The 23,189-nt window shown below is 70.2% G+C and carries 14 protein-coding genes; 6 read left to right on the forward strand and 8 right to left on the reverse strand.

What is annotated here, in order from left to right; all coding sequences use genetic code 11:
- Positions 1–10 precede the first annotated feature (10 nt).
- A complete protein-coding gene (locus OG223_RS35765) occupies positions 11–1,513 on the forward strand; it encodes an ATP-binding protein (RefSeq protein WP_329257672.1) in 1,503 nt (500 codons plus the stop codon).
- Here OG223_RS35765 and OG223_RS35770 read toward each other — a convergent pair.
- Entirely contained in the window at positions 1,473–2,369 is an 897-nt protein-coding gene (locus tag OG223_RS35770; RefSeq protein ID WP_329257675.1) for an NAD-dependent epimerase/dehydratase family protein, read from the reverse strand. The two genes, OG223_RS35765 and OG223_RS35770, sit on opposite strands and share 41 nt — an antisense overlap.
- Before the next feature lie 39 nt (positions 2,370–2,408).
- Here OG223_RS35770 and OG223_RS35775 point away from each other — a divergent pair, with 39 nt between their 5' ends.
- The 4 genes from OG223_RS35775 to OG223_RS35790 all read left to right on the forward strand — a co-directional run bounded on the left by OG223_RS35775 (position 2,409) and on the right by OG223_RS35790 (position 6,049).
- On the forward strand, positions 2,409–2,918 hold the full coding sequence (locus OG223_RS35775; protein WP_329257678.1) for an Lrp/AsnC family transcriptional regulator: 510 nt from the start codon (positions 2,409–2,411) through the stop codon (positions 2,916–2,918).
- 29 nt (positions 2,919–2,947) lie between these two features.
- A complete protein-coding gene (locus OG223_RS35780; protein ID WP_200689812.1) occupies positions 2,948–3,334 on the forward strand; it encodes a MerR family transcriptional regulator in 387 nt (128 codons plus the stop codon).
- Positions 3,331–3,663, forward strand: coding sequence for a thioredoxin family protein (locus tag OG223_RS35785; RefSeq protein WP_329257683.1), 333 nt, complete (start codon positions 3,331–3,333; stop codon positions 3,661–3,663). The genes OG223_RS35780 and OG223_RS35785 overlap by 4 nt, the downstream gene beginning before the upstream one ends.
- A 157-nt stretch (positions 3,664–3,820) precedes the next feature.
- Positions 3,821–6,049: a HelD family protein gene (locus OG223_RS35790; RefSeq protein WP_329265652.1), complete on the forward strand. Its 2,229-nt coding sequence runs from the start codon at positions 3,821–3,823 to the stop codon at positions 6,047–6,049.
- Positions 6,050–6,216: 167 nt separating this feature from the next.
- On the opposite strand, the gene glgB is transcribed toward OG223_RS35790, so the two are convergent.
- The 5 genes from glgB to OG223_RS35815 all read right to left on the reverse strand — a co-directional run bounded on the left by glgB (position 6,217) and on the right by OG223_RS35815 (position 17,789).
- The gene (gene glgB / locus OG223_RS35795; RefSeq protein WP_329257686.1) at positions 6,217–9,225 is read right to left on the reverse strand and encodes a 1,4-alpha-glucan branching enzyme; all 3,009 of its coding nucleotides are present in this window, start codon (positions 9,223–9,225) and stop codon (positions 6,217–6,219) included.
- A 1,840-nt stretch (positions 9,226–11,065) separates the two neighbouring features.
- On the reverse strand, positions 11,066–12,460 hold the full coding sequence (locus tag OG223_RS35800; RefSeq protein ID WP_329257689.1) for a maltokinase N-terminal cap-like domain-containing protein: 1,395 nt from the start codon (positions 12,458–12,460) through the stop codon (positions 11,066–11,068).
- Between the two features lie 109 nt (positions 12,461–12,569).
- Positions 12,570–14,270 carry a maltose alpha-D-glucosyltransferase gene (gene treS / locus OG223_RS35805; RefSeq protein WP_329257692.1) on the reverse strand — a complete coding sequence of 567 codons (1,701 nt, stop codon included), beginning with the start codon at positions 14,268–14,270 and terminating at the stop codon, positions 12,570–12,572.
- Entirely contained in the window at positions 14,267–16,366 is a 2,100-nt protein-coding gene (locus tag OG223_RS35810; RefSeq protein WP_329257695.1) for an alpha-1,4-glucan--maltose-1-phosphate maltosyltransferase, read from the reverse strand. The genes treS and OG223_RS35810 overlap by 4 nt, the downstream gene beginning before the upstream one ends.
- A gap of 220 nt (positions 16,367–16,586) precedes the next feature.
- The gene (locus OG223_RS35815; protein WP_329257698.1) at positions 16,587–17,789 is read right to left on the reverse strand and encodes a S8 family peptidase; all 1,203 of its coding nucleotides are present in this window, start codon (positions 17,787–17,789) and stop codon (positions 16,587–16,589) included.
- A gap of 224 nt (positions 17,790–18,013) precedes the next feature.
- On the opposite strand from OG223_RS35815, the gene OG223_RS35820 reads away from it, so the two are divergent.
- Positions 18,014–20,632: a glycosyltransferase family 1 protein gene (locus tag OG223_RS35820; protein WP_329257701.1), complete on the forward strand. Its 2,619-nt coding sequence runs from the start codon at positions 18,014–18,016 to the stop codon at positions 20,630–20,632.
- Between the two features lie 89 nt (positions 20,633–20,721).
- On the opposite strand, the gene OG223_RS35825 is transcribed toward OG223_RS35820, so the two are convergent.
- Both OG223_RS35825 and OG223_RS35830 read right to left on the reverse strand, forming a co-directional pair.
- Positions 20,722–21,231 (reverse strand): DUF1990 family protein, encoded by a 510-nt coding sequence (locus tag OG223_RS35825; RefSeq protein ID WP_329257704.1) that lies wholly within the window; start codon positions 21,229–21,231, stop codon positions 20,722–20,724.
- Between the two features lie 82 nt (positions 21,232–21,313).
- Entirely contained in the window at positions 21,314–22,972 is a 1,659-nt protein-coding gene (locus tag OG223_RS35830) for a M4 family metallopeptidase (protein WP_329257707.1), read from the reverse strand.
- Between the last annotated feature and the right edge of the window lie 217 nt (positions 22,973–23,189).

The following is a 23,189-nucleotide window of genomic DNA, read 5'->3' on the forward strand; positions in this document are numbered from 1 at the left end:
GGAGGCAGACATGGGTGAACCGGGCGGAGTGGAGTTCATGAGCGCGGCCGAGCACGAGCGCAGATACGGTGCCGAACGCGAGTCCTCGCCCCTGTCGTTGCAGCAGATCAGCGAACTCTTCTACCAGTTCCTCGCCGCGGTCGCCCGCCCCAAGCCGAAGGATTACGACCCCGCCCGCAACCTCACCGAACGTCTCCGCGCGCACCTCGGCACGGCACCCGCCGACCGGCCCGTCGTCAAGGCCGCGTATCCGCCGTACGACCTCCCGAACGTGCATCTCGCGCTGGAGAACTGGTTCGCCGGGGAAGGGCGTTCGTACGAACTGATCGGGATGCGTGGCGCGCAGAACCGCGGCGATCTCACCCTCGGCGACATCCTTGAAGCCGCCGACCGCCACGACCGGTTCACGATCGGGGCGGTCGACTACGCCCATCTGCCGATCTCGCCGGACGACGAACTCCCCTGTGTCTCCTGCGGGTTCTACCTCGGCGCGGAGGGCGAGGACCGGTTCGCGGTGCTGCTGCGCGGACCGGCCGACGAGTACGGGCGCGACAAGGTGGAGATCGAAGTCCTCGCGCGGGACAAGGAGTTCGCGGACCGGCTGCTCGCCCAGATCGACGTGCTCGTGCGCGAGCACAACATCTTCCGCGGCCAGGTGCTCTCCTTCGAGGGCTCCGAGTTCGGCCACGGCCTCGGCCCGTTCCGCTTCCACCGCCGCCCCACCCTGACCCGCGAGGACATCGTCCTGCCCGAGGGCCTCCTGGAGCGCGTCGAACGCCAGGTCGTCGGCGTGGCCCGCCGCCGCGAGCAACTCCGCGCCGCCGGCCAGCACTTGCGCCGCGGCCTCCTCCTCTACGGCCCGCCCGGCACCGGCAAGACCCACACGATCCGCTATCTCCTCTCCCACCTCCCGCAGTTCACGGTCGTCGTCCTGTCCGGCACCGGCATCGACGCCATCGGCCCCGCATGCGCCCTGGCCCGGATGCTCCAGCCCGCGCTCGTCGTCCTGGAGGACTGCGACCTGATCGCCGAGGCCCGCGACCACGGCAGCGGCGAACAGCCCCTCCTCTTCCAGATCCTCAACGAGATGGACGGCCTCGGCGACGACGCCGACGTGGCCTTCCTCCTCACCACCAACCGCGCCGACCTCCTCGAACCGGCCCTGGTCCAACGCCCCGGCCGCGTCGACCTCGCCGTGGAGATCCCCCTCCCGGACGCCCCGGGCCGGGCCCGCCTCCTGGCCCTCTACGGCACGGGCCTGGACCTCGACGAGGAGGTGACCGCCGAGGTCGTGTCCCGCACGGAGGGCACGACCGCGTCCTTCACGAAGGAGCTGGTACGCCGGTCCGTGCTGATCGCGGCCGAACGCGAGTCGGCGGTCACGGAACCCGCCGACCTCCGCGCGGCCCTCGACGAACTCCTCGGCGACCAGGACCGGTTGACGCGGCGGCTGCTCGGAGCGGCGTCCTCGGCTACCGCACCGCCTCCGGCAGCCACTCCCGCGCCCGAGTGAAGGTGTAACCGAGCTGTGCGGCGCGGGAGTTGTCCATGCCGTAGAAGCGGGCGAAGGAGAACGGCGAGGTCTCGCCCTCCGTCGCCGTCCTGAACACCACGCTCCCGGACGGGATGTGGGCGGCGATCGCCTCGCACAGGTCCTCCGTGGTGAGCGGGCCGTGGGAGGCCGCGTTGACCGGGCCCGTGAAGTCCTGGCCGACCGTCCAGAAGAGGAAGTCGGCGATCTCGTCGACGTGGATGTAGGTCGCCGGGTGGTTGGTGCGGGGGACGGCGATGGGCGTGCCGGTGCGGATGCGGTCGACGTAGTGGTCCAGGCGGCCGGTGAAGTCGTCGGCGCCGCCCAGGACATGGGCCACCCGGACCGCCGCGTACGGGAACTCCGGCTCGGCCGCGAAGACCGCCTCCGCCTGCCGCTTGCCCTCGCCGTAGTGCGCGTCGAGGAACTCCGGGTCGTCCCAAGGGAGTTCGAGGTCTACGGACACGGCGAGCGGATCGACGGCCGCCTCGCTCACCAGTGTTGGCGAGTCCTCGTACTCGTACACCTCGACGGTCGACGTCATCACATAGCGGCCGGTGCGGCCGGTGAGGACGCGGCGGGCGATCGCCGCCTGGCGCGGGGTGTAGCAGACCTGGTCGACGACGACGTCGAAGGTGCGCGGGCCGATCGCGGCGCGCAGCGCGTCCTCGTCGTCGCGGTCGGCGATCAGGTGGACGACCCCGGCGGGCGGCGCCGACGACCCGCGGTTGAGGACCGTGACCCGGTCCCCGGCGGCCAGCAGCCGCGCGATCAGCCGCTTGCCGAAGTAGCGGCTGCCGCCGATGACCAGTACGTCCCGTGCCTTTTCCATGACCATAATTCTTCGGGCGTACCAGCAGGATCTGAAGGGGGAGACATGGGAGTTCAGGCCGCCGCACCGAAAGAACCACGGCATCCGCGAGCCACCGCCGACGAAACACCGGTGGCCTTCGACGCGGTGGACCGGCAGATCCTCCACCTCCTCCAGACCGACGGCCGGATCAAGCTCAGCGAACTCGGACGGAGGGTCCGGCTGAGCCCGGCGGCGGTCACCGAGCGGGTCCGCCGCCTGGAGACCGCGGGCGTGATCAGCGGCTACGGCGCCCATGTCGTCCCCGGCCGGCTCGGCTACGGCATCCAGGCGTTCATCCGGGTCGACCCGCACGGCGGCTACACCCTGAAGCACCCCAGAACCCTGGAGCTGATCGGGCGGCCCGAGATCACCGAGGTGCACCATGTCGTCGGCGAGGACTGCTGGATCCTCAAGGTCGCCGTCCGGGACACCGTCCACCTGGAGGACGTCCTCGAAGCGGTCTCCGCCCTCGGGCGCACCACGACGTCCATCGTGCTGACCTCCCCGGTGGAGCGGAAACCGCTGTTGCCCTGACGCCGACGTCAAGGATTACCGTCGTAGGCATGCGAATCGGCGAGCTGGCCGCGCGGGCCGGGACCACCACGCGGGCGTTGCGGTACTACGAGTCGCGGGGGCTGTTGCCCGCGCGGCGCGGGGGGAACGGGTACCGGACGTACGACGAGGGTGATCTGAAGCTGCTGCGGCAGATCAGGACCTTGCAGGACTTCGGGTTCGACCTGGAGGAGACGCGGCCCTTCGTTGAGTGTCTGCGGGCCGGGCACCCGGAGGGCGACTCGTGCCCGGCGTCGCTCGCGGTCTACCGGCGCAAGCTGGCCGAACTGGACTCCCTGATCGGGGAGTTGCAGGCGGTGCGGGCGGAGATCGGGGTGCGGCTGGCGACGGTCGAGGAGCCGGAACCGTTGTGCGAACTGGGAGGGCGGGAACTGTGATCGAGGCGACAGACGTGATCGAGGTGACGGACGGGAATTTCGCGGCCGAGGTGATCGGGGCCGAGTTGCCGGTGCTGGTGGAATTCACCGCCGACTGGTGTCCGCCGTGCCGGCAGATGGGGCCGGTGCTGCGCGCGCTCGCCGCCGAGGAGGCGGATCGGCTGAAAGTGGTGCAGGTGAACGTAGACCGGAATCCGGAGACGACGAACGCCTACAAGGTTCTCTCGATGCCCACGTTCATGGTCTTCCGGGGCGGCGAGCCGGTGAAGGCCATGGTGGGGGCGCGGCCCAAGCGCCGGCTGCTGGAGGAGCTCTCCGACGTGCTGTGATCCCGCCCCATACGCAAAAGAATCCCCCGAGCAATTGCGCTCGGGGGATTCTTTTGCGTATATTCAATGGTTCGCGACTTCACGGGAATTGAGTCGCAAAGAGGCTCAGTGAGCACAGTATATAGGTCCGGGAGTGGAATTGTCAAACAGCGATGAAATTCACGGTGAGCAGGAATTCATCGACGGTCTGTACGCACGCGTGGACGCGCTGCGCGGCGCCACCGAGGACTCCGTCACGGACGCGCTCGGGCAGGGCAACACGCCCATGCAGGCCCGGCTGGAGCGGGACATCCTGGTCGCCGAGCGCTCGGGGCTGCTCGCCGCGCTGAACGCCGTGGACGGCTCGCTCTGCTTCGGCCGGATCGACCTGACCTCCGGCGTCCGGCACCACATCGGCCGGATCGGCATCCGCGCCGCCGACCTCAGCCCGATCCTGATCGACTGGCGCGCCGACGTCGCCCGCCCCTTCTACCTCGCCACCGGCCACACCCCGATGGGCCTGCGCCGCCGCCGGCACCTCACGACCGACGGCCGCCGCGTCACCGCCCTGCACGACGAGATCCTCGACCTCGGCGACGCCACCCGCACCGGCCACGAGGACCCGACCGGCGACGCCGTGCTGCTCGCCGCGCTCGACTCCGCGCGCACCGGCAGGATGAGCGACATCGTGCAGACCATCCAGGCCGAACAGGACGAGATCATCCGGGCGCCCCATCGCGGAGTGCTCGTCGTCGAGGGCGGCCCCGGCACCGGCAAGACCGCGGTCGCGCTGCACCGGGCCGCGTATCTCCTGTACGAACACCGGGAGTTGCTCGCCAAGCGCGCCGTCCTGATCGTCGGCCCGAACCCCGCGTTCCTCGGCTACATCGGCGAGGTGCTGCCCTCCCTCGGCGAGACCGGCGTCCTGCTGGCGACCGTCGGCGAGCTGTTCCCCGGCGTGAAGGCGACGGCCACCGACAGCCGTGCGGCGGCCGCCGTGAAGGGCCGCGCCGACATGGCCGACGTCCTCGCCAGGGTCGTACGCGACTGGCAGTCCCTGCCCGACCCGGTCATCGCGATCGAGCACGACCGCGAGATCCTCATGCTCGACGACGGCCTGGTCCGCATGGCCCGCGACCGCACCCGTGAGGCCCAACTCCCGCACAACGCGGCCCGCGAGCACTTCGAGGGCCACATCCTCAACACCCTCACCGAGATGGTCGCCGAACGCATCGGCACGGATCCGTTCGACGGCGGCAACCTGCTGGACCCGAGCGACATCACCCAGATCCGCGACGAACTCGCCGAGAACCCCGAAGTCTGGGCGGCCATCGACCAGTTGTGGCCGCGGCTGACCCCGCAGTACCTCGTCGCGGACTTCCTCGCCGACCCCGTCGGCTACGTCTCCGACGACGACGCGGACGCCATCCGCCGCCCGGTGACCCGCGAGTGGACCGTGGCGGACGTACCGCTGCTCGACGAGGCCGCGGAACTCCTCGGGCGGGACGACCGGGTGCGGCGGGCGCGGGCCCAGCGCGAGCGGGAGGAGCAAGTGTCGTTCGCACAGGGGGTGTTGGACGTGTCCTTCGCGTCCCGGACGTTCGAGTTCGAGGACAAGGAGGAGGGTGATCCCGAGGGTTCCGAGGTGCTGTCGGCGCACGACATCATCGACGCGGAGCGCTTCGCGGAGCGGCACGAGGAGGAGGACCACCGCAGCGCCGCCGAGCGCGCGGCGGCCGACCGTACCTGGGCGTTCGGGCACATCATCGTCGACGAGGCGCAGGAACTCTCCCCGATGGCCTGGCGGTTGCTGATGCGCCGCAGCCCCACCCGGTCGATGACCCTGGTCGGCGACCCGGCCCAGACGGCCGAAGCGGCGGGCGTCGGTTCCTGGTCGGAGATCCTCGCCCCGTACGTCGAGGACCGCTTCGACCACACCCGCCTCGGCGTCAACTACCGCACCCCCGCCGAGATCATGGACCTCGCGGCGGCCGTCGTCCGCGCGGAGAATCCGTCCTTCGAACCGCCGAGTTCGGTGCGGTCCACTGGTGTACGGCCCTGGGTGCGCGCCACTGACGATCTGCCGGGTGCCGTTGCCAAGGCCGTGGGTGAACTCACGCCCGCGGAGGGGCGGTTGGCCGTTATCGCGCCGCGTGATCTGCACCGGAGGCTGGCCGCGCGGCTGGACGGGGTGACGGCGGGGGCGGAGCCGGATCTGACGCGGAGCGTTGTGCTGCTCGATCCTCGGCAGGCGAAGGGGTTGGAGTTCGACTCGGTGTTGGTGGTCGAGCCGGGGCGGTACGGCACGAGTGATCTGTACGTGGCGTTGACTCGGGCTACGCAGAGGTTGGGGGTGTTGCATACGGGGGCGCTGCCGCTGAGCTTGGCGGGGGCGGTGTCTGGGTGACCGTCCCTGGGGGCTGCGCCCCCAGACCCCCGCTTCGGCCTGGACGGCCTCGTCCTCAAACGCCGGACGGGCTGGGGGGCGCCGGACGGGCTGGGTATGTGCGGCCTGCGTTGGAAGGGCGCCGGACCGGCTGGATATTGCCGGCCGGCGCTTACGACGTCGGGTTGCTACGCAGGCCGCAGCCAGACCGTTGCCAGTGGTGGCAAGGTGAGGCGGATGCTTGCCGGGCGGCCGTGCCACGGCTGGGGCTCGGGCTTGATGGGGTCGGGGTTGGTGATGTCGCCGCCGCCGTAGAGGGCCGTGTCGGTGTTGAGGGTTTCGCGCCAGGCAGGGATGTCGTCCGGGACGCCCAGGCGGTAGTCGTGGCGGACCACCGGGGAGAAGTTGCTGACGGCGAGGAGGGGGGAGCCGTCGGTGTCGTAGCGGAGGAAGGCGAAGACGTTGTCCTCGGCCGCGTCGCCCGTCACCCACTGGAAGCCGGCCGGGTCGGTGTCGAGTTGCCAGAGGGCGGGGGTGTGGCGGTAGACGGTGTTGAGGTCGCGGACGAGGTCGCGTACGCCGCGGTGGTCCGCCTCCGCGCCGTAGGCCGGGTCGAGGAGCCACCAGTCGGGGCCGTGGGTCTCGGACCACTCCGCGCCCTGGGCGAACTCCTGGCCCATGAAGAGGAGTTGCTTGCCGGGGTGGGCCCACATGAAGGCGAGGTAGGCGCGGAGGTTGGCGCGCTGCTGCCACCAGTCGCCGGGCATCTTCGAGACCAACGACCGCTTGCCGTGGACGACTTCGTCGTGCGAGATGGGCAGGACGTAGTTCTCGCTGTACGCGTACACCATGGAGAACGTCATCTCGCCGTGGTGGTGCTTGCGGTGGACGGGCTCGTGCGACATGTAGTCGAGCGAGTCGTGCATCCAGCCCATGTTCCACTTCAGCCCGAAGCCCAGGCCGCCGAATCCGCCGGGGCCGATGTGGTGGGTGGCGCGGGTGACGCCGTCCCAGGCGGTGGACTCCTCGGCGATCGTCACGACACCGGGCACCCTGCGGTACACCGTCGCGTTCATCTCCTGGAGGAAGGCGACCGCGTCGAGGTTCTCCCGGCCGCCGTGCTCGTTCGGGGTCCACTGGCCCGGCTCGCGTGAGTAGTCGAGGTAGAGCATCGAGGCGACCGCGTCCACGCGCAGGCCGTCGATGTGGAACTCCTCGCACCAGTAAACGGCGTTCGCCACAAGGAAGTTGCGTACCTCGCGGCGGCCGAAGTCGAATTCCAGGGTGCCCCAGTCGGGGTGCGCGGCACGGAGCGGGTCCGCGTGCTCGTACAGGGGGCGGCCGTCGAACTCGGCCAACGCCCAGTCGTCGCGCGGGAAGTGGGCCGGTACCCAGTCCATGAGGACACCGATGCCGGCCTGGTGCAGGGTGTCGACGAGGAACTTGAAGTCGTCCGGGGTGCCGAGGCGGGAGGTCGGGGCGTAGAAGCCGGTGACCTGGTAGCCCCAGGAACCGCCGAAGGGGTGCTCGGCGACCGGCATCAGCTCGACGTGGGTGAAGCCCAAGTCCTTGATGTAGGCGGGGAGTTGTTCGGCGAGCTGGCGGTACGTCAGGCCGGGGCGCCAGGAGGCGAGATGGAGCTCGTAGACGGAGAAGGGGGCTTTGTGGGCGGGGAGTTCGGTGCGCTGGGCGAGCCAGGCCTCGTCGTGCCACTCGTAGTGCGAGGCGTGGACGATCGAGGAGGTTGCGGGCGGGACCTCGGTGTGGCGGGCCATGGGGTCGGCGCGCAGCGTCTTGGAACCATCGGGGCGGGTGATCTCGAACTTGTACAGCTCGCCCGCGCCGATGCCCGGCATGAACAGTTCCCAGACACCGGTGGAGCCGAGTGAGCGCAGCGGGGCGCCTGTTCCGTCCCAGAAGTTGAAGGTGCCGGCGAGGCGTACGCCCTGGGCGTTCGGCGCCCACACGGTGAAGCGGGTGCCGGCGACCCCCTGATGCGTCATCGGCCGCGCCCCGAGCGCCTGCCACAACTCCTCGTGCCGGCCCTCACCGAGCAGATACAGGTCCAGATCCCCGAGCGCGGGCAGGAACCGGTACGCGTCCTCGACCTCCTGCACGGCGCCGTCGTAGGCCACGGCGAGCCGATACTCCGGCACAACGGAGAGGGGGACCAGCCCGGAGAAGAAACCGTCCCCGTCGTCATGCAACTCGGCCCTCAACTGCCCTGCCACCACGGTCACTCCGAGCGCGAACGGCCGAAACACCCTGAAGGCGACGCCACCCGGGACCGGGTGGGCGCCGAGTACGGAGTGGGGGGCGTGGTGGGTTCCGTGGAGGAGCCGCTCGCGGTCCGTCGCGTCGAGGGCGGGGGAGACGGCGATGCTCGGGGGCGGGGCTGATTCGGGGGTGTCGCCTGTGGGGGCGATCAGCGGGGTCGGGTCGGTGGGCGGGGCGGGCGTGGGGGTGGGGATGGTCGGCTTCGGGGTGTCGGCGGAGGTCGGCGGTGTGAGCGAGGCGGTTTCGCTGGGTGACGTCGTCGGCGTGGCCGCCTCCGGGTCTTCGGCCGCGGCCGACAGCGGGGCCGGCGTCGCCGGCGGAGCGGGTGTGGTGGCCGGGGGTACGGCCGACTCTGGGGCGACGGCCGGAGTCGGGTCCGGAGCAGACGCGGTTGACGGCGACGGCGTGACCGACTCGGGGGCGTCAGTCGGGACCGCCAGAGGAGTCGGTGCCGGGGCTGGCTCGGCGGGCGGAGCGGTGGTCGCCTCAGTGGCTTCGGCCGAGGTCGGGTAGGTGTCCGGCTTCGGGGTGTCGGCGGAGGCTGTCAGCGGGGCCGCCGGTGTCGACGACGGGGTGGCCGACGGGGTTGTTGCGGTGGGAGGGGGCGGTGGTGCGGGCAGGTCCGGGGCAGTGGGCGGGGTCGGTGGAGTGGCCAGGTTCGGAGCAGTGGCCGGCGTCGGTGGTGCGGGCAGGCTCGGACCAGGGGGCGGCGTCGGCGGTGCGGCCGGCTTCGGGGCGTCGGCTGAGACCGGTGATGCGGGCACGTTCGGTGCGGCGGGCTGGGCCGGAGGCGTGGGCAACTCCGGGGCGTCGGCGGATGCGGGCAGCGTGGCTGGGGCTGGAGCGGTGGGCGGGGTCGGTGCGGTGGGCGGTGTCGGTGGTGTGGCCGGCTTCGGGGTGTCGGCCGGGGTCGGTATCACCGTCGGAGTTGGTGCGGCGGTGGGGTGGGCCGAGGTCTTGCTCGACTCTGCGGTCTCGCCGGGCGCTGGCGGTGCGGCCGACTCTGAGGTGGGGTCGGGTTCTGAGGCGAGGCTGGGTACTGAGGCGAGGCTCGGCTCTGACGTGACGGGACCTGGTTCTGAGGTGGGGCCTGGCACTGAGGCAAGGCCTGGCTCTGAGGTGGGACCGGGTTCCGAGGCAAGGCTCGGTTCTGAGATGGGACCGGGTTCCGAGGCAAGGCCTGGCTCTGAGGCAAGGCCTGGCTCTGAGGTGGGGCCTGGCTCTGAGGTGGGACCGAGTTCCGAGGCAAGGCTCGGTTCCAAGGTGGGACCCGGTTCCGAGGCGGGGCCGGGTTCTGAGGCGAGGCTCGGCTCCGAGGCGAGCCCCGGCTCCGACGTGAGCCCCGGCTCCGAGGCGAGCCCCGGCTCCGACGTGAGCCCCGGCTCCGAGGCGAGCCCCGGCTCTGACGTGAGCTCCGGCTCCGAGGCGAGCTCCGGCTCTGACGTGAGCTCCGGCTCTGACGTGAGCTCCGGCTCTGACGTGAGCTCCGGCTCTGACGTGAGCTCCGGCTCTGACGTGAGCTCCGGCTCTGACGTGAGCTCCGGCTCTGACGTGAGCCCCGGCTCTGACGTGAGCCCCGGCTCCGACGTGAGCCCCGGCTCCGACGTGAGCCCCGGCTCTGACGTGAGCCCCGGCTCCGACGTGAGCCCCGGCTCCGACGTGAGCCCCGGCTCAGGAATGGACCCGATGTCGGAGGCGGCAGCCGTCTGCTCCGATGCGGCAGCCCCCATCTCCGATACGGAAACCGCCTGTTCCGGCGCCGCAGTCGCCCCGTCCTGGGTGGGAGAAGCCGACTCTGAATCCACCCCCGTGTCGGCGGTCACCGTCCTCCGCGTGGACTTCTCGGAAGGCACGCTCGTCTTCCTGGCCAGGCCCTTCTTCGCCGAGTTCTTCTTCCCGGCACCCTTCTTCGCTGCGGCCTTCTTGCTCACGGCTTCCTTCGCCTCTGCCCTCTTCGTCTCGGCCTTTTTCGTCTCGGCCTTCTTCGCGCTGCCTGTCTCCGCCACGACTTTTTCCGCCGAGCCCGTCTCCGCCGGGACCTTCGCCGTCACGTTCGTCCTCTTCGCCGTACCCGTCTTCGCGGCGCCAGTCTTCGTCATGGCCTTCTCCGTCGCAGCTTTTGTCGCCGAGGTCACTTCCGCCGAACCAGTCTTCGCCACGGCGTTCTTGTTCGCTGTCGCGTTCTTCGCCGAGATCTTCTTGGTCACGACGATCTTTGCCGCTGCCTTCTTCGGGCCGGCGTTCTTCGCGGTCGCCTTCTTGGCCGCGGCCTTTCCGAGCTCGGCGGTGTCGGTCGGCGTGCTCTTGGTCGCCGTCCCTTTGGCTCCGGCCTTCCCAGGCACAGCCTTCTCAGCCGCCGCCCTTTCCGTGCCCGCCTTCCCCTTACCGGCCCTCTTCGCAGCGTCCTTCTCCGTACCGGCCTTCTCCGTACCGTTCTTCTTCGTGCGGGCCTTCGCCACGGCGTCCGTCTCCGTACGGGCCTTCTCCTCCGCGCCCCTCTTCATTGGCGCCTTCTTCACGGACGCCGCCCCCTTGGCCGCCAGCATCCCGCTCACCCCTGTGCCCGCCGCCCCCTCACCCCGGGCCGCCTTCTTCAAGCCCAAGCCGCTGCCCCCACCGCCCCCCTCCTTCATGGAAGCCCTCGGCTGCACTTCCGCACGGCTCTTCTCCTGCGCCGGCTTCTTCCTCGGCTTGGGATCCGGGCCGTTGGACGGGGACGGGGGACGCGGGGTCACGGGTGGAGCCTCCTGGGCGGGTGGGTCAGGGGGTGGAGTTGGAGTCGGGGTCGGCCAGGCGGCGTACCGCGGACAAGGGGACCGGGAGCCAGTCGGGGCGGTGGCGGGCCTCGTAGAGGACTTCGTAGATCGCCTTGTCCGTCTCGTACGCGCGGAGCAGGACCGGGTCCGTACGCGGGTCCACGCCGGTGATCTCCGCGTACCCGGAGCAGTACGCGGCCCGGCACCGGTCCGCCCAGCCCGGTGCCGGCGGAGTCGTCGAGTGGGCCGCGTAGTCGAAGGAACGCAGCATCCCCGCGATGTCCCGCACCGTCGGCTGGGGCATACGGCGTTCCGCCAGCGGCCTGGACGGCTCGCCCTCGAAGTCGATCAGGGACCACTCCCCGGACGGTGAGTGCAGGCACTGGCCGAGGTGGAGGTCTCCGTGGATGCGCTGGGCCGTCCATGTCTGGCCCTCGGCCGCCAGGTCCGCCAGCGCCGAGAACGCCGAGTGCAGACCGGGGGCGTAGGGGCGGAGTGCCGGTACCGCTTGCGCCGCCGCGTTCAGGCGTTCGGTCATGCCCGTGACCAGGAGCTGCAACTGGACGTGGCCCAACGTCACCGTCGGAAGCGCTCGCGCCAGGGCGACATGCACCTCCGCCGTGGCCCGCCCCAGCGCCCGCGCCTCCGCGCCGAAATCCTCCCCCTTGGCCAACTCGCCCAGCGCCAGCTCCCAGCCGTCCGCCGCGCCCTGCACGAACGGCTGGAGGACTCCTAGGACGTACGGCTCGTCGGCGAACTCCGCCCGTAGCCACGCCGTCGGCGCCGGCACCCGGGGGCAGCCCTCCAACGCGAGAGCCAGCGGGAGTTCGAGGTCGGGGTTGGTGCCGGGCACGATCCGGCGCAGCAGTTTCAGGATGAACGCGTCGCCGTAGACGACCGACGAGTTGGACTGTTCGCCGGTCATCAGGCGCGGGGCGAGACCGGGGCCGAGGTCCGGGCCGTCCGGGGCCCGCTCGAAGCGCAGCCCGCCGATGCGGGCCTGGGTGCGCAGCGCCTCCAGGAGCACCTCGGCGGGCCGGGGGTCGTACAGGGCCTCGTACACCGTGTGACCGGCGAGCGGGCCCTCCTCCACATGTCCGATCAGCGCGGGTGCGAGCCGGGGCGGCAGCGCCTCGCGCACGCCTATGAGGAGTTGGTAGCAGTCGCCCTGGGACTGTGGCTGATGGGCGCGGACCAGGAGGTGGTAGAGGCCCAACGGGCCGTCCAGCGGAAGCAGCTCCGTCGCCGCCACCAGCGAGAAACCGGTGACGGGACGCCCCTTGCCCGCGAACCACCGTTGCCTCGGCAGCCACCCCCGCAGCAGGGGGTCGAGCGATGCGAGGAGCCCCGGCCCGGGACCCGGACCGGTCCGGCCGGAAATTGTGACAGTCTCCGCCATAGGTGTCACATTCCTTTCCCCGGGGGTGGGTCGGGGTGTCACTGTTGCGTGCCCCGGACGGGGCGAGGGAAACCGAAACCGCCCCACCCCCGCCCCGGGGACCGGACCTCTAGGCGGCTTCCTTGCGGAGCCGGAACCAGTAGAAGCCGTGCCCCGCCAGTGTCAGCAGATACGGCAGCTCTCCTACGGCCGGAAAGCGCACCCCGCCGAACAGTTCGACCGGATGCCTCCCATTGAACGCCCGCAGGTCGAGTTCCGTCGGCTGCGCGAACCGGGAGAAGTTGTTCACGCACAGGACGAGATCGTCCTCGTACTCGCGCAGGAACGCGATCACCGCTGGATTCGACGACGGCAGTTCCCGGTACGAGCCGAGGCCGAACGCCAGGTTCTGCTTACGGATCTCGATCATGCGGCGCGTCCAGTGCAGCAGCGAGGAGGGCGACGACATCGACGCCTCGACGTTGGTGACCTGGTAGCCGTAGACGGGGTCCATGATGGTCGGCAGCGACAGCCGGCCGGGGTCACAGGACGAAAAACCTGCGTTGCGATCCGGTGTCCACTGCATCGGCGTGCGGACGGCGTCGCGGTCGCCGAGCCAGATGTTGTCGCCCATCCCGATCTCGTCGCCGTAGTAGAGGATCGGCGAGCCGGGGAGCGACAGCAGCAGGGCGGTGAACAGCTCGATCTGGTTGCGGTCGTTGTCCAGCAACGGGGCCAGGCGCCGCCTGATTCCGATGTTGGCGCGCATACGCGGGTCCTTCGCGTACTCCGCCCACATGTAGTCGCGTTCCTCGTCGGTGACCATTTCCAAGGTCAACTCGTCGTGGTTGCGCAGGAAGATGCCCCACTGGCAGCCGGAGGGGATCGCGGGGGTCTTCGCGAGGATCTCCGAGACCGGATACCTCGACTCCCGTCGTACGGCCATGAAGATCCTCGGCATCACCGGGAAGTGGAACGCCATATGGCATTCGTCCCCGCCGCTCCGGAAGTCGCCGAAGTAGTCGACGACGTCCTCGGGCCACTGGTTCGCCTCCGCGAGCACCACCGTGTCGGGGTACTGCGCGTCGATCTCCTTGCGCACCCGGCGGAGGAACTCATGGGTTGCCGGAAGGTTTTCGCAGTTGGTGCCTTCGGCCGCGAACAGGTACGGCACGGCGTCCAGCCGGAAGCCGTCGATGCCCAGGTCCAGCCAGAACTTCAGCGCCGAGATGATCTCTTCCTGGACGGCCGGGTTCTCGTAGTTGAGGTCCGGCTGGTGGGAGAAGAAGCGGTGCCAGAAGTACTGCTTGCGGACCGGGTCGAAGGTCCAGTTCGACGCCTCGGTGTCGACGAAGATGATGCGGGCGTCGGGGTACTGCTTGTCGTCGTCGGCCCACATGTAGTAGTCGCCGTAGGGGCCGTCGGGGTCTTTCCTCGACTCCTGGAACCACGGGTGCTGGTCGCTGGTGTGGTTCATGACGAAGTCGATGATGACGCGCATGCCCCGCTGGTGGGCGGAGTCGACGAACTCGACGAAGTCCGCCAGGTCGCCGAATTCGGGGAGTACGGCGGTGTAGTCGGAGACGTCGTAACCGCCGTCGCGCAGCGGGGACTTGAAGAACGGCGGTAGCCAGAGGCAGTCGACGCCGAGCCACTGGAGGTAGTCGAGTTTGGCGGTGATGCCCTTGAGGTCACCGATGCCGTCGCCGTTGCTGTCCTGGAAGGAGCGGACCAGGACCTCGTAGAAGACGGCGCGTTTGAACCACTCGGGGTCCCGGTCCTTGGCGGGAGTGTCCTCGAAGGTGTCCGGGACGGGCTCGTTGACGATCATATTGTGGGTGACCCTCCGATCTGCGGGGACGGTCGCAGGACGGTGAGGATGTGTGCGGGCCGGTTGCCCGGTTCCAGGCGCACATAGTTGGCCCTGCCCCAGTGATAGGTCTCACCGGTGAGCTCGTCGCGCACCGGCACCGACTCGTGCCATTCCAGGCCGAGTTGCGGCATGTCCAACGAGACCGTGGCCTCCTGGGTGTGGTGCGGATCGAGGTTCGCGACCACCAGAACCGTGTTCGAACCACTCCGCTTCGAGTACGCGATCACCGCCTCCTGGTCCGTGTGATGGAAGTGGAGGTCACGCAACTGCCGCAACGCGGGGCTGCGGCGCCGGATGTCGTTGAGCTTGCCCAGCAATGGCGCGATGCTACGTCCTTCCCGCTCGGCCGACACCCAGTCGCGGGGACGGAGTTGGTACTTCTCGGAGTCCAGATACTCCTCGCTGCCGGGCCGCAACGGTGTGTTCTCGCACAACTCATACCCGCTGTACACCCCCCACGTGGGAGAGAGGGTCGCGGCGAGTACCGCCCGCAGCTCGAAGGCCGGCCGACCGCCTTCCTGGAGGAACTCGTGCAGGATGTCGGGGGTGTTCACGAACAGGTTCGGCCGCATGTAGGCGGCCGACTCGCCCGCCAACTCGCTGAGGTAGTCGGTGAGTTCGGCCTTCGTGTTGCGCCAGGTGAAGTAGGTGTACGACTGCTGGAAGCCGGTCTGGGCGAGGGTGGCCATCATCGCGGGACGGGTGAAGGCCTCGGCCAGGAAGATCACGTCCGGGTCGGTGCCGTTGATGTCCGCGATCACCCGCTCCCAGAACACGACCGGCTTGGTGTGCGGGTTGTCGACGCGGAAGATCCGCACCCCGTGGTCCATCCAGTGCCGCAGCACGCGCAGGGTCTCGGCGATCAGGCCGTCCATGTCCCGGTCGAAGGCGATCGGGTAGATGTCCTGGTACTTCTTCGGCGGGTTCTCCGCGTACGCGATCGTCCCGTCGGGGCGGTGGTGGAACCACTCCGGGTGCTTGTCCACCCATGGGTGGTCCGGCGAGCACTGGAGCGCGAAGTCCAGCGCGATCTCCAGGCCCAGCTCGGCAGCCCGTCCTACGAACGCGTCGAAGTCCTCCAGCGTGCCGAGCCGGGGGTGGATCGCGTCGTGGCCGCCCTCGGGTGAGCCGATCGCCCACGGGACGCCGACATCGTCGCGCCCCGCCGACAGGGTGTTGTTCGGACCCTTGCGGAAGGTGGTCCCGATGGGATGGATCGGCGGCAGGTAGACGACGTCGAAGCCCATCGCCGCGATGCCCGCGAGCCGTTTCGCCGCCGTACGGAACGTGCCGTGGGGCTCGGCCGCGGTGCCCTCGGAGCGGGGGAAGAACTCGTACCAGGCGCCGTAGAGCGCGCGCTCCCGCTCCACCAGCAGCCCGCGCGGCTCGGAGGCCGTGACCAGTTCCCGCAGGGGGTACCGGGCCAGGATCTCGTCCACCTCCGGCGTCAGCGCGGCGGCCAGCCGGGACGCGGGCGGGCGGGTCTCGTCGCGGAGGGCGGTGACGGCGGTGCGGAGGACGGGCCGCAGGCCCTTGCCCTTCGGTACGCCGGCGATGGCGCGTTCGTGCAGCCGCGCGCCCTCCTCCAGGACCAGGTCCGTGTCCATGCCGGCCGGGATCTTGATCCCGGCGTGGTGGCGCCAGGTGGCGACCGGATCGCTCCAGGCCTCCACGGTGTACGTCCACCGGCCGGGTGCGCCGGGCGTGACGGTGGCGCCCCAGCGGTCGCTGCCGGGGGCGAGCTCCCGCATCGGGGTCCATGGGCCGGGGCGGCCGTCCGGGTCGTAGAGGACGGCGTTGGCGGCGACCGCGTCGTGGCCCTCGCGGAAGACGGTGGCCGACACCTCGAAGGCCTCACCGGTCACCGCCTTGGCGGACCGGTGGCCGTGCTGGACGACCGGCCGGACATCGAGGACGGGGATGCGTCCGATGCCGGGGGACGTGGCGCCCGCGGAGGGTGGCTCCGGGGCGGGCGGTGCCGTGCCGGCCGGGCGCACGCGGGGCGTGTCCGGGCCGGATGTCGGGGGTGCTGACGAGTGGTGCGTGGCGGGCATGACCGCTCCTGTCCGCGTCAACGTGGGTATGGGCGGATGGATGTGGGGAGGTGGGTCCTGCGAAGGAGATCCCGTGGTGCGTCTGGGGGGCGTACCGGTGGAGCCTTCCCACCCTATTCGGGTTAGCAATCCGGCAGGTTGCTAACTACTTACGCGCAGGTCTCCACAAAAGATCCGGCCCCGTCCCTGGGTGAACGGGGCCGGATCTGTCACTCCCGCACTACGACCGCGGTACTTGCAGAAGTTTGTCCGGCGAACCGGGCCCCGCGCCGGACACCTTCCCGGAAACCGCCCCCGCGACGAGTGCCGCCGAGACCTGTGCCGGGGTGGCACGCGGGTGGCCGGCGAGATAGACCGCCGCCGCGCCGGCCGCGTGCGGCGACGCCATCGACGTACCCGAGAACGTCGCCTTCCCGGTGTTGCTCGCGGACGACGCGGAGGTGATCGAGACACCCGGGGCGAACAGGTCGACGGCCGGACCGAGGTTCGAGAACGGCGCCCGGGCGTCGTTCCGGTCGGTGGCGCCGACGGTGATCGCCTGCTTCACGTCCGCGGGGGAGTACAGGCCGGCCTGCAGCCCGTCGTTGCCCGCCGCGACCGTGTACGTGACACCGGAGGCGATCGAGTTGCGTACGGCCGCGTCGAGCTGGTCGTTGTGACGGCCGCCCAGGCTGAGATTGGCGACCGCGGGCTTGTGCGCGTGCCGGGTGACCCAGTCGATACCGGCGAGGACCTGCGAGGTCGTACCGGCTCCCGCGTTGTCGAGGACCCGGACGGCGACCACCCTGGCCTTCTTGGCGACGCCGTACGCGGTGCCGGCGACCGTGCCGGCCACATGGGTGCCGTGGCCGTTGCCGTCCTGGGCGATGGCGTCGTTGTCGACGAAGTCCCAGCCGTAGCCCGCCCGGCCGCCGAAGTCCTTGTGGGTGATCCGGATGCCGGTGTCGATCACGTACACCGTCACGCCGCCGCCTCCGGAGCCCGGCGAGGTGTAGCTCCTGTTCAGCGGCAGGCCCGGCTGGTCGAGCCGGTCCAGCCCCCAGGACGGAGGGTTGCGCTGGGTGCGGTCCATGGTGATCCGGGTGTCCTGCGCGACGGAGGCGACCCGCGGGTCCGCCGCGAGGAGTCTCGCCTGTCTCTCGTTCGCCTCGATGGCATAGCCGTTGAGGGCCGTGCCGTAGGTGTGGCTTATTTTCGCCCCGTACGTCCGGGCCAGGTCCTTTCCGGCGGCCGACGGAGCTCTCGTTCCCCCCTTGAGCGTCACCAGGTAACTGCCGCTGACGGAACCGGGTTCACCGTCGCCGATGACCGTCCCCTCCGGTGCGGCGTGCGCGGGCAGAGTGATGGCCGACATCACCACGGCAGTGATCACCGCGGTCAGACCCCCCACCCGACGCAGACGCCGCGTACGCGTCCGTGCCATGTCGAGTTCCCCTCCTTCAACTCTCCACGGGGCAGCCTCTCGTGCGGTGCGAAGCACCACAAGGGCGCACGAGGGCGCCTTTTCAGTACAGGCGACAACAACTTGCCTGTCGGGGGTCCGGGGGCGGAGCTCCCAGCCACGCCCACACCAACACCGGTACCGTCATCAGCACACGACGACGCACATTGCCGTGTGTCATCCAGCGAACGCGCCGAGGTGGAGCTGTGAAGGCGATCCGTCGATTCACCGTCCGTCCCGTCCTCCCCGAACCCCTCCGTCCGCTCAGCGATCTCGCGCGCAATCTGCGCTGGTCCTGGCACGCAGACACCCGTGATCTCTTCCAGTCCGTCGATCCCGAGCGCTGGGCCGCCTCGGAACACGATCCCGTACGACTCCTCGGCAGCGTGTCGGCCGAGCGGCTCGCCGAGCTGGCCGGGGACAGCCGATTCCTGCGCCGGCTCACCGAGGTCGCCGGGGACCTCGCCGACTACGTGGGCGGTGACCGCTGGTACCAGACCCACCCCGGTGAACTGCCCGCCGCCGTCGCCTACTTCTCCCCGGAGTTCGGTGTCACGGCCGCCCTGCCCCAGTACTCCGGCGGTCTCGGCATCCTCGCCGGCGACCATCTCAAATCGGCCAGCGACCTCGGCGTACCGCTGATCGGCGTCGGACTCCTCTACCGGCACGGCTACTTCCGCCAGTCGCTGTCCCGCGACGGCTGGCAGCAGGAGACCTATCCGGTCCTCGACCCCAACGAACTCCCGGTGGCACTGCTGAGGGAGACCGACGGCTCCCCGGCCCAGGTCTCCATCGCCCTGCCCGGCGGCCGCTCGCTGCGCGCCCGGATCTGGCTGGCACAGGTCGGCCGGGTACCGCTGCTGATGCTGGACTCGGACGTCGAGGAGAACGACCTCGGCGCCCGCGGCGTGACCGACGTGCTCTACGGCGGCGGCAGCGAACACCGGCTGCTCCAGGAGATGTTGCTCGGCATAGGGGGTGTGCGGGCGGTACGGACGTACTGTCGGCTGACCGGTCACCCGGACCCCGAGGTGTTCCACACCAACGAGGGCCACGCGGGCTTCCTCGGCCTGGAGCGGATCGCCGAACTCTGCGACGCGGGGCTGGACTTCGACGCCGGCCTGGAGGCGGTGCGGGCCGGCACGGTCTTCACCACGCACACCCCCGTCCCGGCCGGAATCGACCGTTTCGACCGGGAGTTGGTCGCCACGCACTTCGGTGCCGGGGCCGAACTCCCGCGCATAGACGTCCAGCACATCCTGAACCTGGGCATGGAGACCTACCCGGGCGGCGAGCCCAACCTGTTCAACATGGCCGTGATGGGCCTGCGGCTGGGTCAACGGGCCAATGGCGTCTCGCTGTTGCACGGACAGGTCAGCCGCGAGATGTTCTCCGGTCTCTGGCCGGGGTTCGACGCGGAGGAGGTGCCGATCACCTCCGTGACCAACGGGGTGCACGCGCCGACCTGGGTCGCCCCCGAGGTGTTCCGGCTCGGCGCGCGGCAGATCGGCGCCCAGCGCACCGAGGACGCGCTGACGGTCGGCGGTTCGGACCGCTGGGACGCGGTCGCGGAGATCCCGGACCAGGACATCTGGGAGCTGCGCCGCGATCTGCGCGAGCAGTTGGTGGTGGAGGTCCGGGAGCGGCTGCGCGCCTCCTGGCGCCAACGCGGGGCCGGATCGGCCGAGTTGGGCTGGATCGACGGCGTCCTCGACCCCGACGTCCTCACCATCGGCTTCGCGCGCCGCGTCCCGTCGTACAAACGCCTGACGCTGATGCTGCGCGACCGCGACCGGCTGATGGATCTCCTCCTGCACCCGGAGCATCCGATCCAGATCGTGGTGGCGGGCAAGGCGCACCCGGCGGACGACGGCGGCAAGCGGCTGGTGCAGGAGCTGGTGAAGTTCGCGGACGATCCGCGCGTCCGGCATCGCATCGTCTTCCTCCCCGACTACGGCATGGCGATGGCGCAGAAGCTGTACCCCGGCTGCGACATCTGGCTCAACAACCCGCTCCGCCCGCTGGAGGCGTGCGGCACGAGCGGGATGAAGGCCGCGCTGAACGGCTGCCTCAACCTCTCGGTGCTGGACGGCTGGTGGGACGAGTGGTTCCAGCCCGACTTCGGCTGGGCCATCCCCACGGCGGACGGCACCGGCACGGACCCCGACCACCGCGACGACGTGGAGGCCGCCGCGCTCTACGACCTCCTGGAGCAGCGCGTCACCCCGCGCTTCTACGAACGCGGTCAGGACGGTCTGCCCGACCGCTGGATCGAAATGGTGCGCCAGACGCTGACGTTGCTGGGCCCGAAGGTGCTGGCCGGGCGGATGGTCCGCGAGTACGTGGAGCGGCTGTACGCTCCGGCGGCGCTCGCGCAGCGCGCGATGACCCCGGACGCGGCCCGCGAACTGGCCGCCTGGAAGGGCCGAGTGCGGGCGGCCTGGCACGGAGTGACCGTCGATCACGTCGAGACGTCCGCCGCTACGGCCACGGCGGAACTCGGTACGACGCTGAATCTCCGGGTGCGGGTGGGGCTGGGCGGGCTCGCCCCGGACGATGTGGAAGTGCAGGCGGTGTCGGGCCGGGTGGACCCCGAGGATCGGATCGGGGACGGGGTGGCGGTGCCGCTGAAGCCGGTGGGGGCGCCGGACTCGGAGGGGCACTGGTTGTTCGAGGGGCCGCTTTCCCTGGACCGCACCGGGCCCTATGGGTACACGGTCCGTATCTTGCCTGCGCACCGACTGCTGGCGTCCAGTGCGGAGTTGGGGCTGGTGGCGGTGCCTTCTGAGGACGGGGTTGAAGGGGCCGGAGTGCTGATGAGGTAGTGCGTCTGCGGGTTCGTTGTGGCTGGTCGCGCCCACGCGGCGGAGCCGCACATGTCACAGCCCCGCGCCCCTATGGGGCGCGGGTGCGCTCACACCTCCGAGTACGGCTCGCACATCCGCCGCAGCGTGTTGCCGATCCGTCGGGCGTACGCGTGTTGCAGGCCCCTCGTCGCCGGGCCGCCCAGGCGGGCGTACCACTTCGCGCCGCGGCTGAACGCGGAGACCGTCAGCCAGACCGTGCCGTCGCCCGTGCGGTCGACCACGAAGGCCTCCTCGCCGGATTCGGGGTGGCCGGGAAGGGTGCCGTAGGCCCAGCCGGATCTGCGGTGTTCCTCGACCGTCCAGACTATGCGGCAGGGGGCCTTGATCAGGCCGGCCAGGGTGACCGTCACGTCCACGCCGGGGGCGGCCTTGTCGGCGCTCGCCTCGATGCCGACGCCCAGCTCGCGGTGCAACTCCCAGGTCAGGACCGCTTCGGAGGCCCGGCGGAAGACCTTCTCGCCCTCGCCGATCCGGCTGCGCACATAGAGGGGGTGGAAGCCCGGGGGGCAGAAGCCGCGTTCGCGGGTCCCGCCGACGTGGTCGTACGTGAAGGACATGGGACCCAAGAGTAGGGCGGTACCCGGAGATGCCTTCGCTCCGGGTACCGCCCTTACCGCTTACCTGTCAACTCGGCTGTCGTCAGGTGACGTTGACGGCCGTCCAGGTCGCCGCCACCGCGGCGTACTCGGCGGAGCTGGAGCCGTAGAGCGCGGCTGCCGCGCTCAGGGTCCCGGTGCGGGCCGCCTTGTAGTTGGTGGTCGACGTGAAGTACGTCGTCAGCGCCTTGTACCAGATCTGCAGCGCCTTGTCCCGGCCGATGCCGGCGAGCGTGGCACCGTTGGACGTCGGGGAGTTGTAGGCCACCCCGTTGATCGTCTTCGCGCCGCTGCCCTCGGACAGCAGGTAGAAGAAGTGGTTGGCGACGCCCGACGAGTAGTGCACGTCGAGGTTGCCGACCGAGGAGGACCAGTAGTTGGCGGAGCCGCCGTCCTTGCTGGGCTGGTCCATGTAGCGCAGCGGGGTGCCGTCGCCGTTGATGTTGATCTTCTCGCCGATGAGGTAGTCACCCACGTCGGACGAGTTGGCCGCGTAGAACTCCACGCCGGTGCCCATGATGTCCGAGGTCGCCTCGTTCAGGCCGCCGGACTCGCCCGAGTAGTTCAGGCCCGCGGTGTTGGCGGTGACGCCGTGGCTCATCTCGTGGCCGGCCACGTCGATGGAGGTCAGCGGGTGGGTGTTGCTGGACCCGTCGCCGTAGGTCATGCAGAAGCAGTCGTCGTCCCAGAACGCGTTGACGTAGGAACTGCCGTAGTGGACACGGGAGTAGGCGCCGACACCGTCGTTCTTGATGCCGCTGCGGCCGAACGTGTTCTTGTAGAAGTCCCACGTCTCCTGGGCGCCGTAGGCGGCGTCCGCGGCGGCGGTCACGTCGGTGGTGGAGCTGGACGCGGCGCCGGTGCCCCACGAGTTGGTGGTGTTGGTGAACAGGGTGCCGGTGCCGGAGCTGGTGGTGTGCTTCAGGTTGTACGTCTTGTGGCCGCCGCGCGAGGCGTCGGTCAGCGAGTACGTGGTGCCCGACAGCGTGGTGGTGAGGCTGACCGTGCCCGAGTACAGGGTCTTGCCGGTGCCGGTGGCGTTCTCGACGCCCTGGTACTCGAAGAGCTTCTTGCCGGTGGCCGCGTCGGTGATGACGTGCAGCTTGTTCGGGGTGCCGTCGTCCTGGAGGCCGCCGACGACGGTCTCGTAGGCGAGGACGGGGGTGGCGCCGCCGGCCCAGATGACCTTGCGGGCACCGTCGGCGGCGGTCTTGTCCGAACCAGCGGCCTTGGCGGCGGTCAGCGCCTGCTTCTCGGCCTTGGCGACGGTGATCTTCGGCGTGACGGTGGCGACCTTGATGGTCGCCGAGTGCGCCTTGGTGACACCCTCCGTCTTGCCGGCCGGCGAGGAGTGGACGACCAGGTCGCCGCCGAGGACCGGGAGTCCGGCGTAGGTGCGCTCGTAGCGGGTGTGCACCGTGCCGTCGACGTCCTTGACGACGTCCTTGACGACCAGCTTCTCCTTGGTGCCGAGGCCTATCTGCGTGGCCGTCTCGGCCGCGTCGGCCTGCTTCTCCTGGACCAGCGCGGTGCGCGCGGCGTTGGAGAGCAACTGCGGGGCGGCGGCGAGGGGGGCCGCCTTGCCGGCCGCGGGCTGGGCGGCGGCGCCGGTGGTGACACCGGTGGCGAGCAGGGCTCCTGCGGCGACCGCGGTGGCGATGGCCAGGGTGGTGCGCTTGTGACGCGCGTAGAGGGGGGTCACGCAAGCTCCTCTGTGGGGGAGTCCGGCAGCGTGGGGTTACTGACCGGAGCGGGTTGTGAATCGGCTGTGCTGAAGCGGCGTGAGGGAAGACTGGCATCAGGGGCGCGTACATGTCAGGACCCTCAAGTGATGTTGGCCGAAAATCGACTGTCCGGTGAACGTTGCGGCCATGTAAACGCCCACAACAGGGCGCCGCCCCGGAGTTGAAACCCCGAGG

Source organism: Streptomyces sp. NBC_01478, assembly GCF_036227225.1.
Classification (GTDB): domain Bacteria; phylum Actinomycetota; class Actinomycetes; order Streptomycetales; family Streptomycetaceae; genus Streptomyces.

Coding starts and splice junctions, on each gene's coding strand:
- OG223_RS35815 (WP_329257698.1), bottom strand. CDS start 17,789: ATGGCACGGACGCGTACGCGGCGTCTGCGTCGGGTGGGGGGTCTGACC.
- treS (WP_329257692.1), bottom strand. CDS start 14,270: ATGATCGTCAACGAGCCCGTCCCGGACACCTTCGAGGACACTCCCGCC.
- OG223_RS35825 (WP_329257704.1), bottom strand. CDS start 21,231: ATGTCCTTCACGTACGACCACGTCGGCGGGACCCGCGAACGCGGCTTC.
- OG223_RS35780 (WP_200689812.1), top strand. CDS start 2,948: ATGCGAATCGGCGAGCTGGCCGCGCGGGCCGGGACCACCACGCGGGCG.
- OG223_RS35770 (WP_329257675.1), bottom strand. CDS start 2,369: ATGGTCATGGAAAAGGCACGGGACGTACTGGTCATCGGCGGCAGCCGC.
- OG223_RS35775 (WP_329257678.1), top strand. CDS start 2,409: ATGGGAGTTCAGGCCGCCGCACCGAAAGAACCACGGCATCCGCGAGCC.
- OG223_RS35810 (WP_329257695.1), bottom strand. CDS start 16,366: ATGCCCGCCACGCACCACTCGTCAGCACCCCCGACATCCGGCCCGGAC.
- OG223_RS35800 (WP_329257689.1), bottom strand. CDS start 12,460: ATGGCGGAGACTGTCACAATTTCCGGCCGGACCGGTCCGGGTCCCGGG.
- OG223_RS35765 (WP_329257672.1), top strand. CDS start 11: ATGGGTGAACCGGGCGGAGTGGAGTTCATGAGCGCGGCCGAGCACGAG.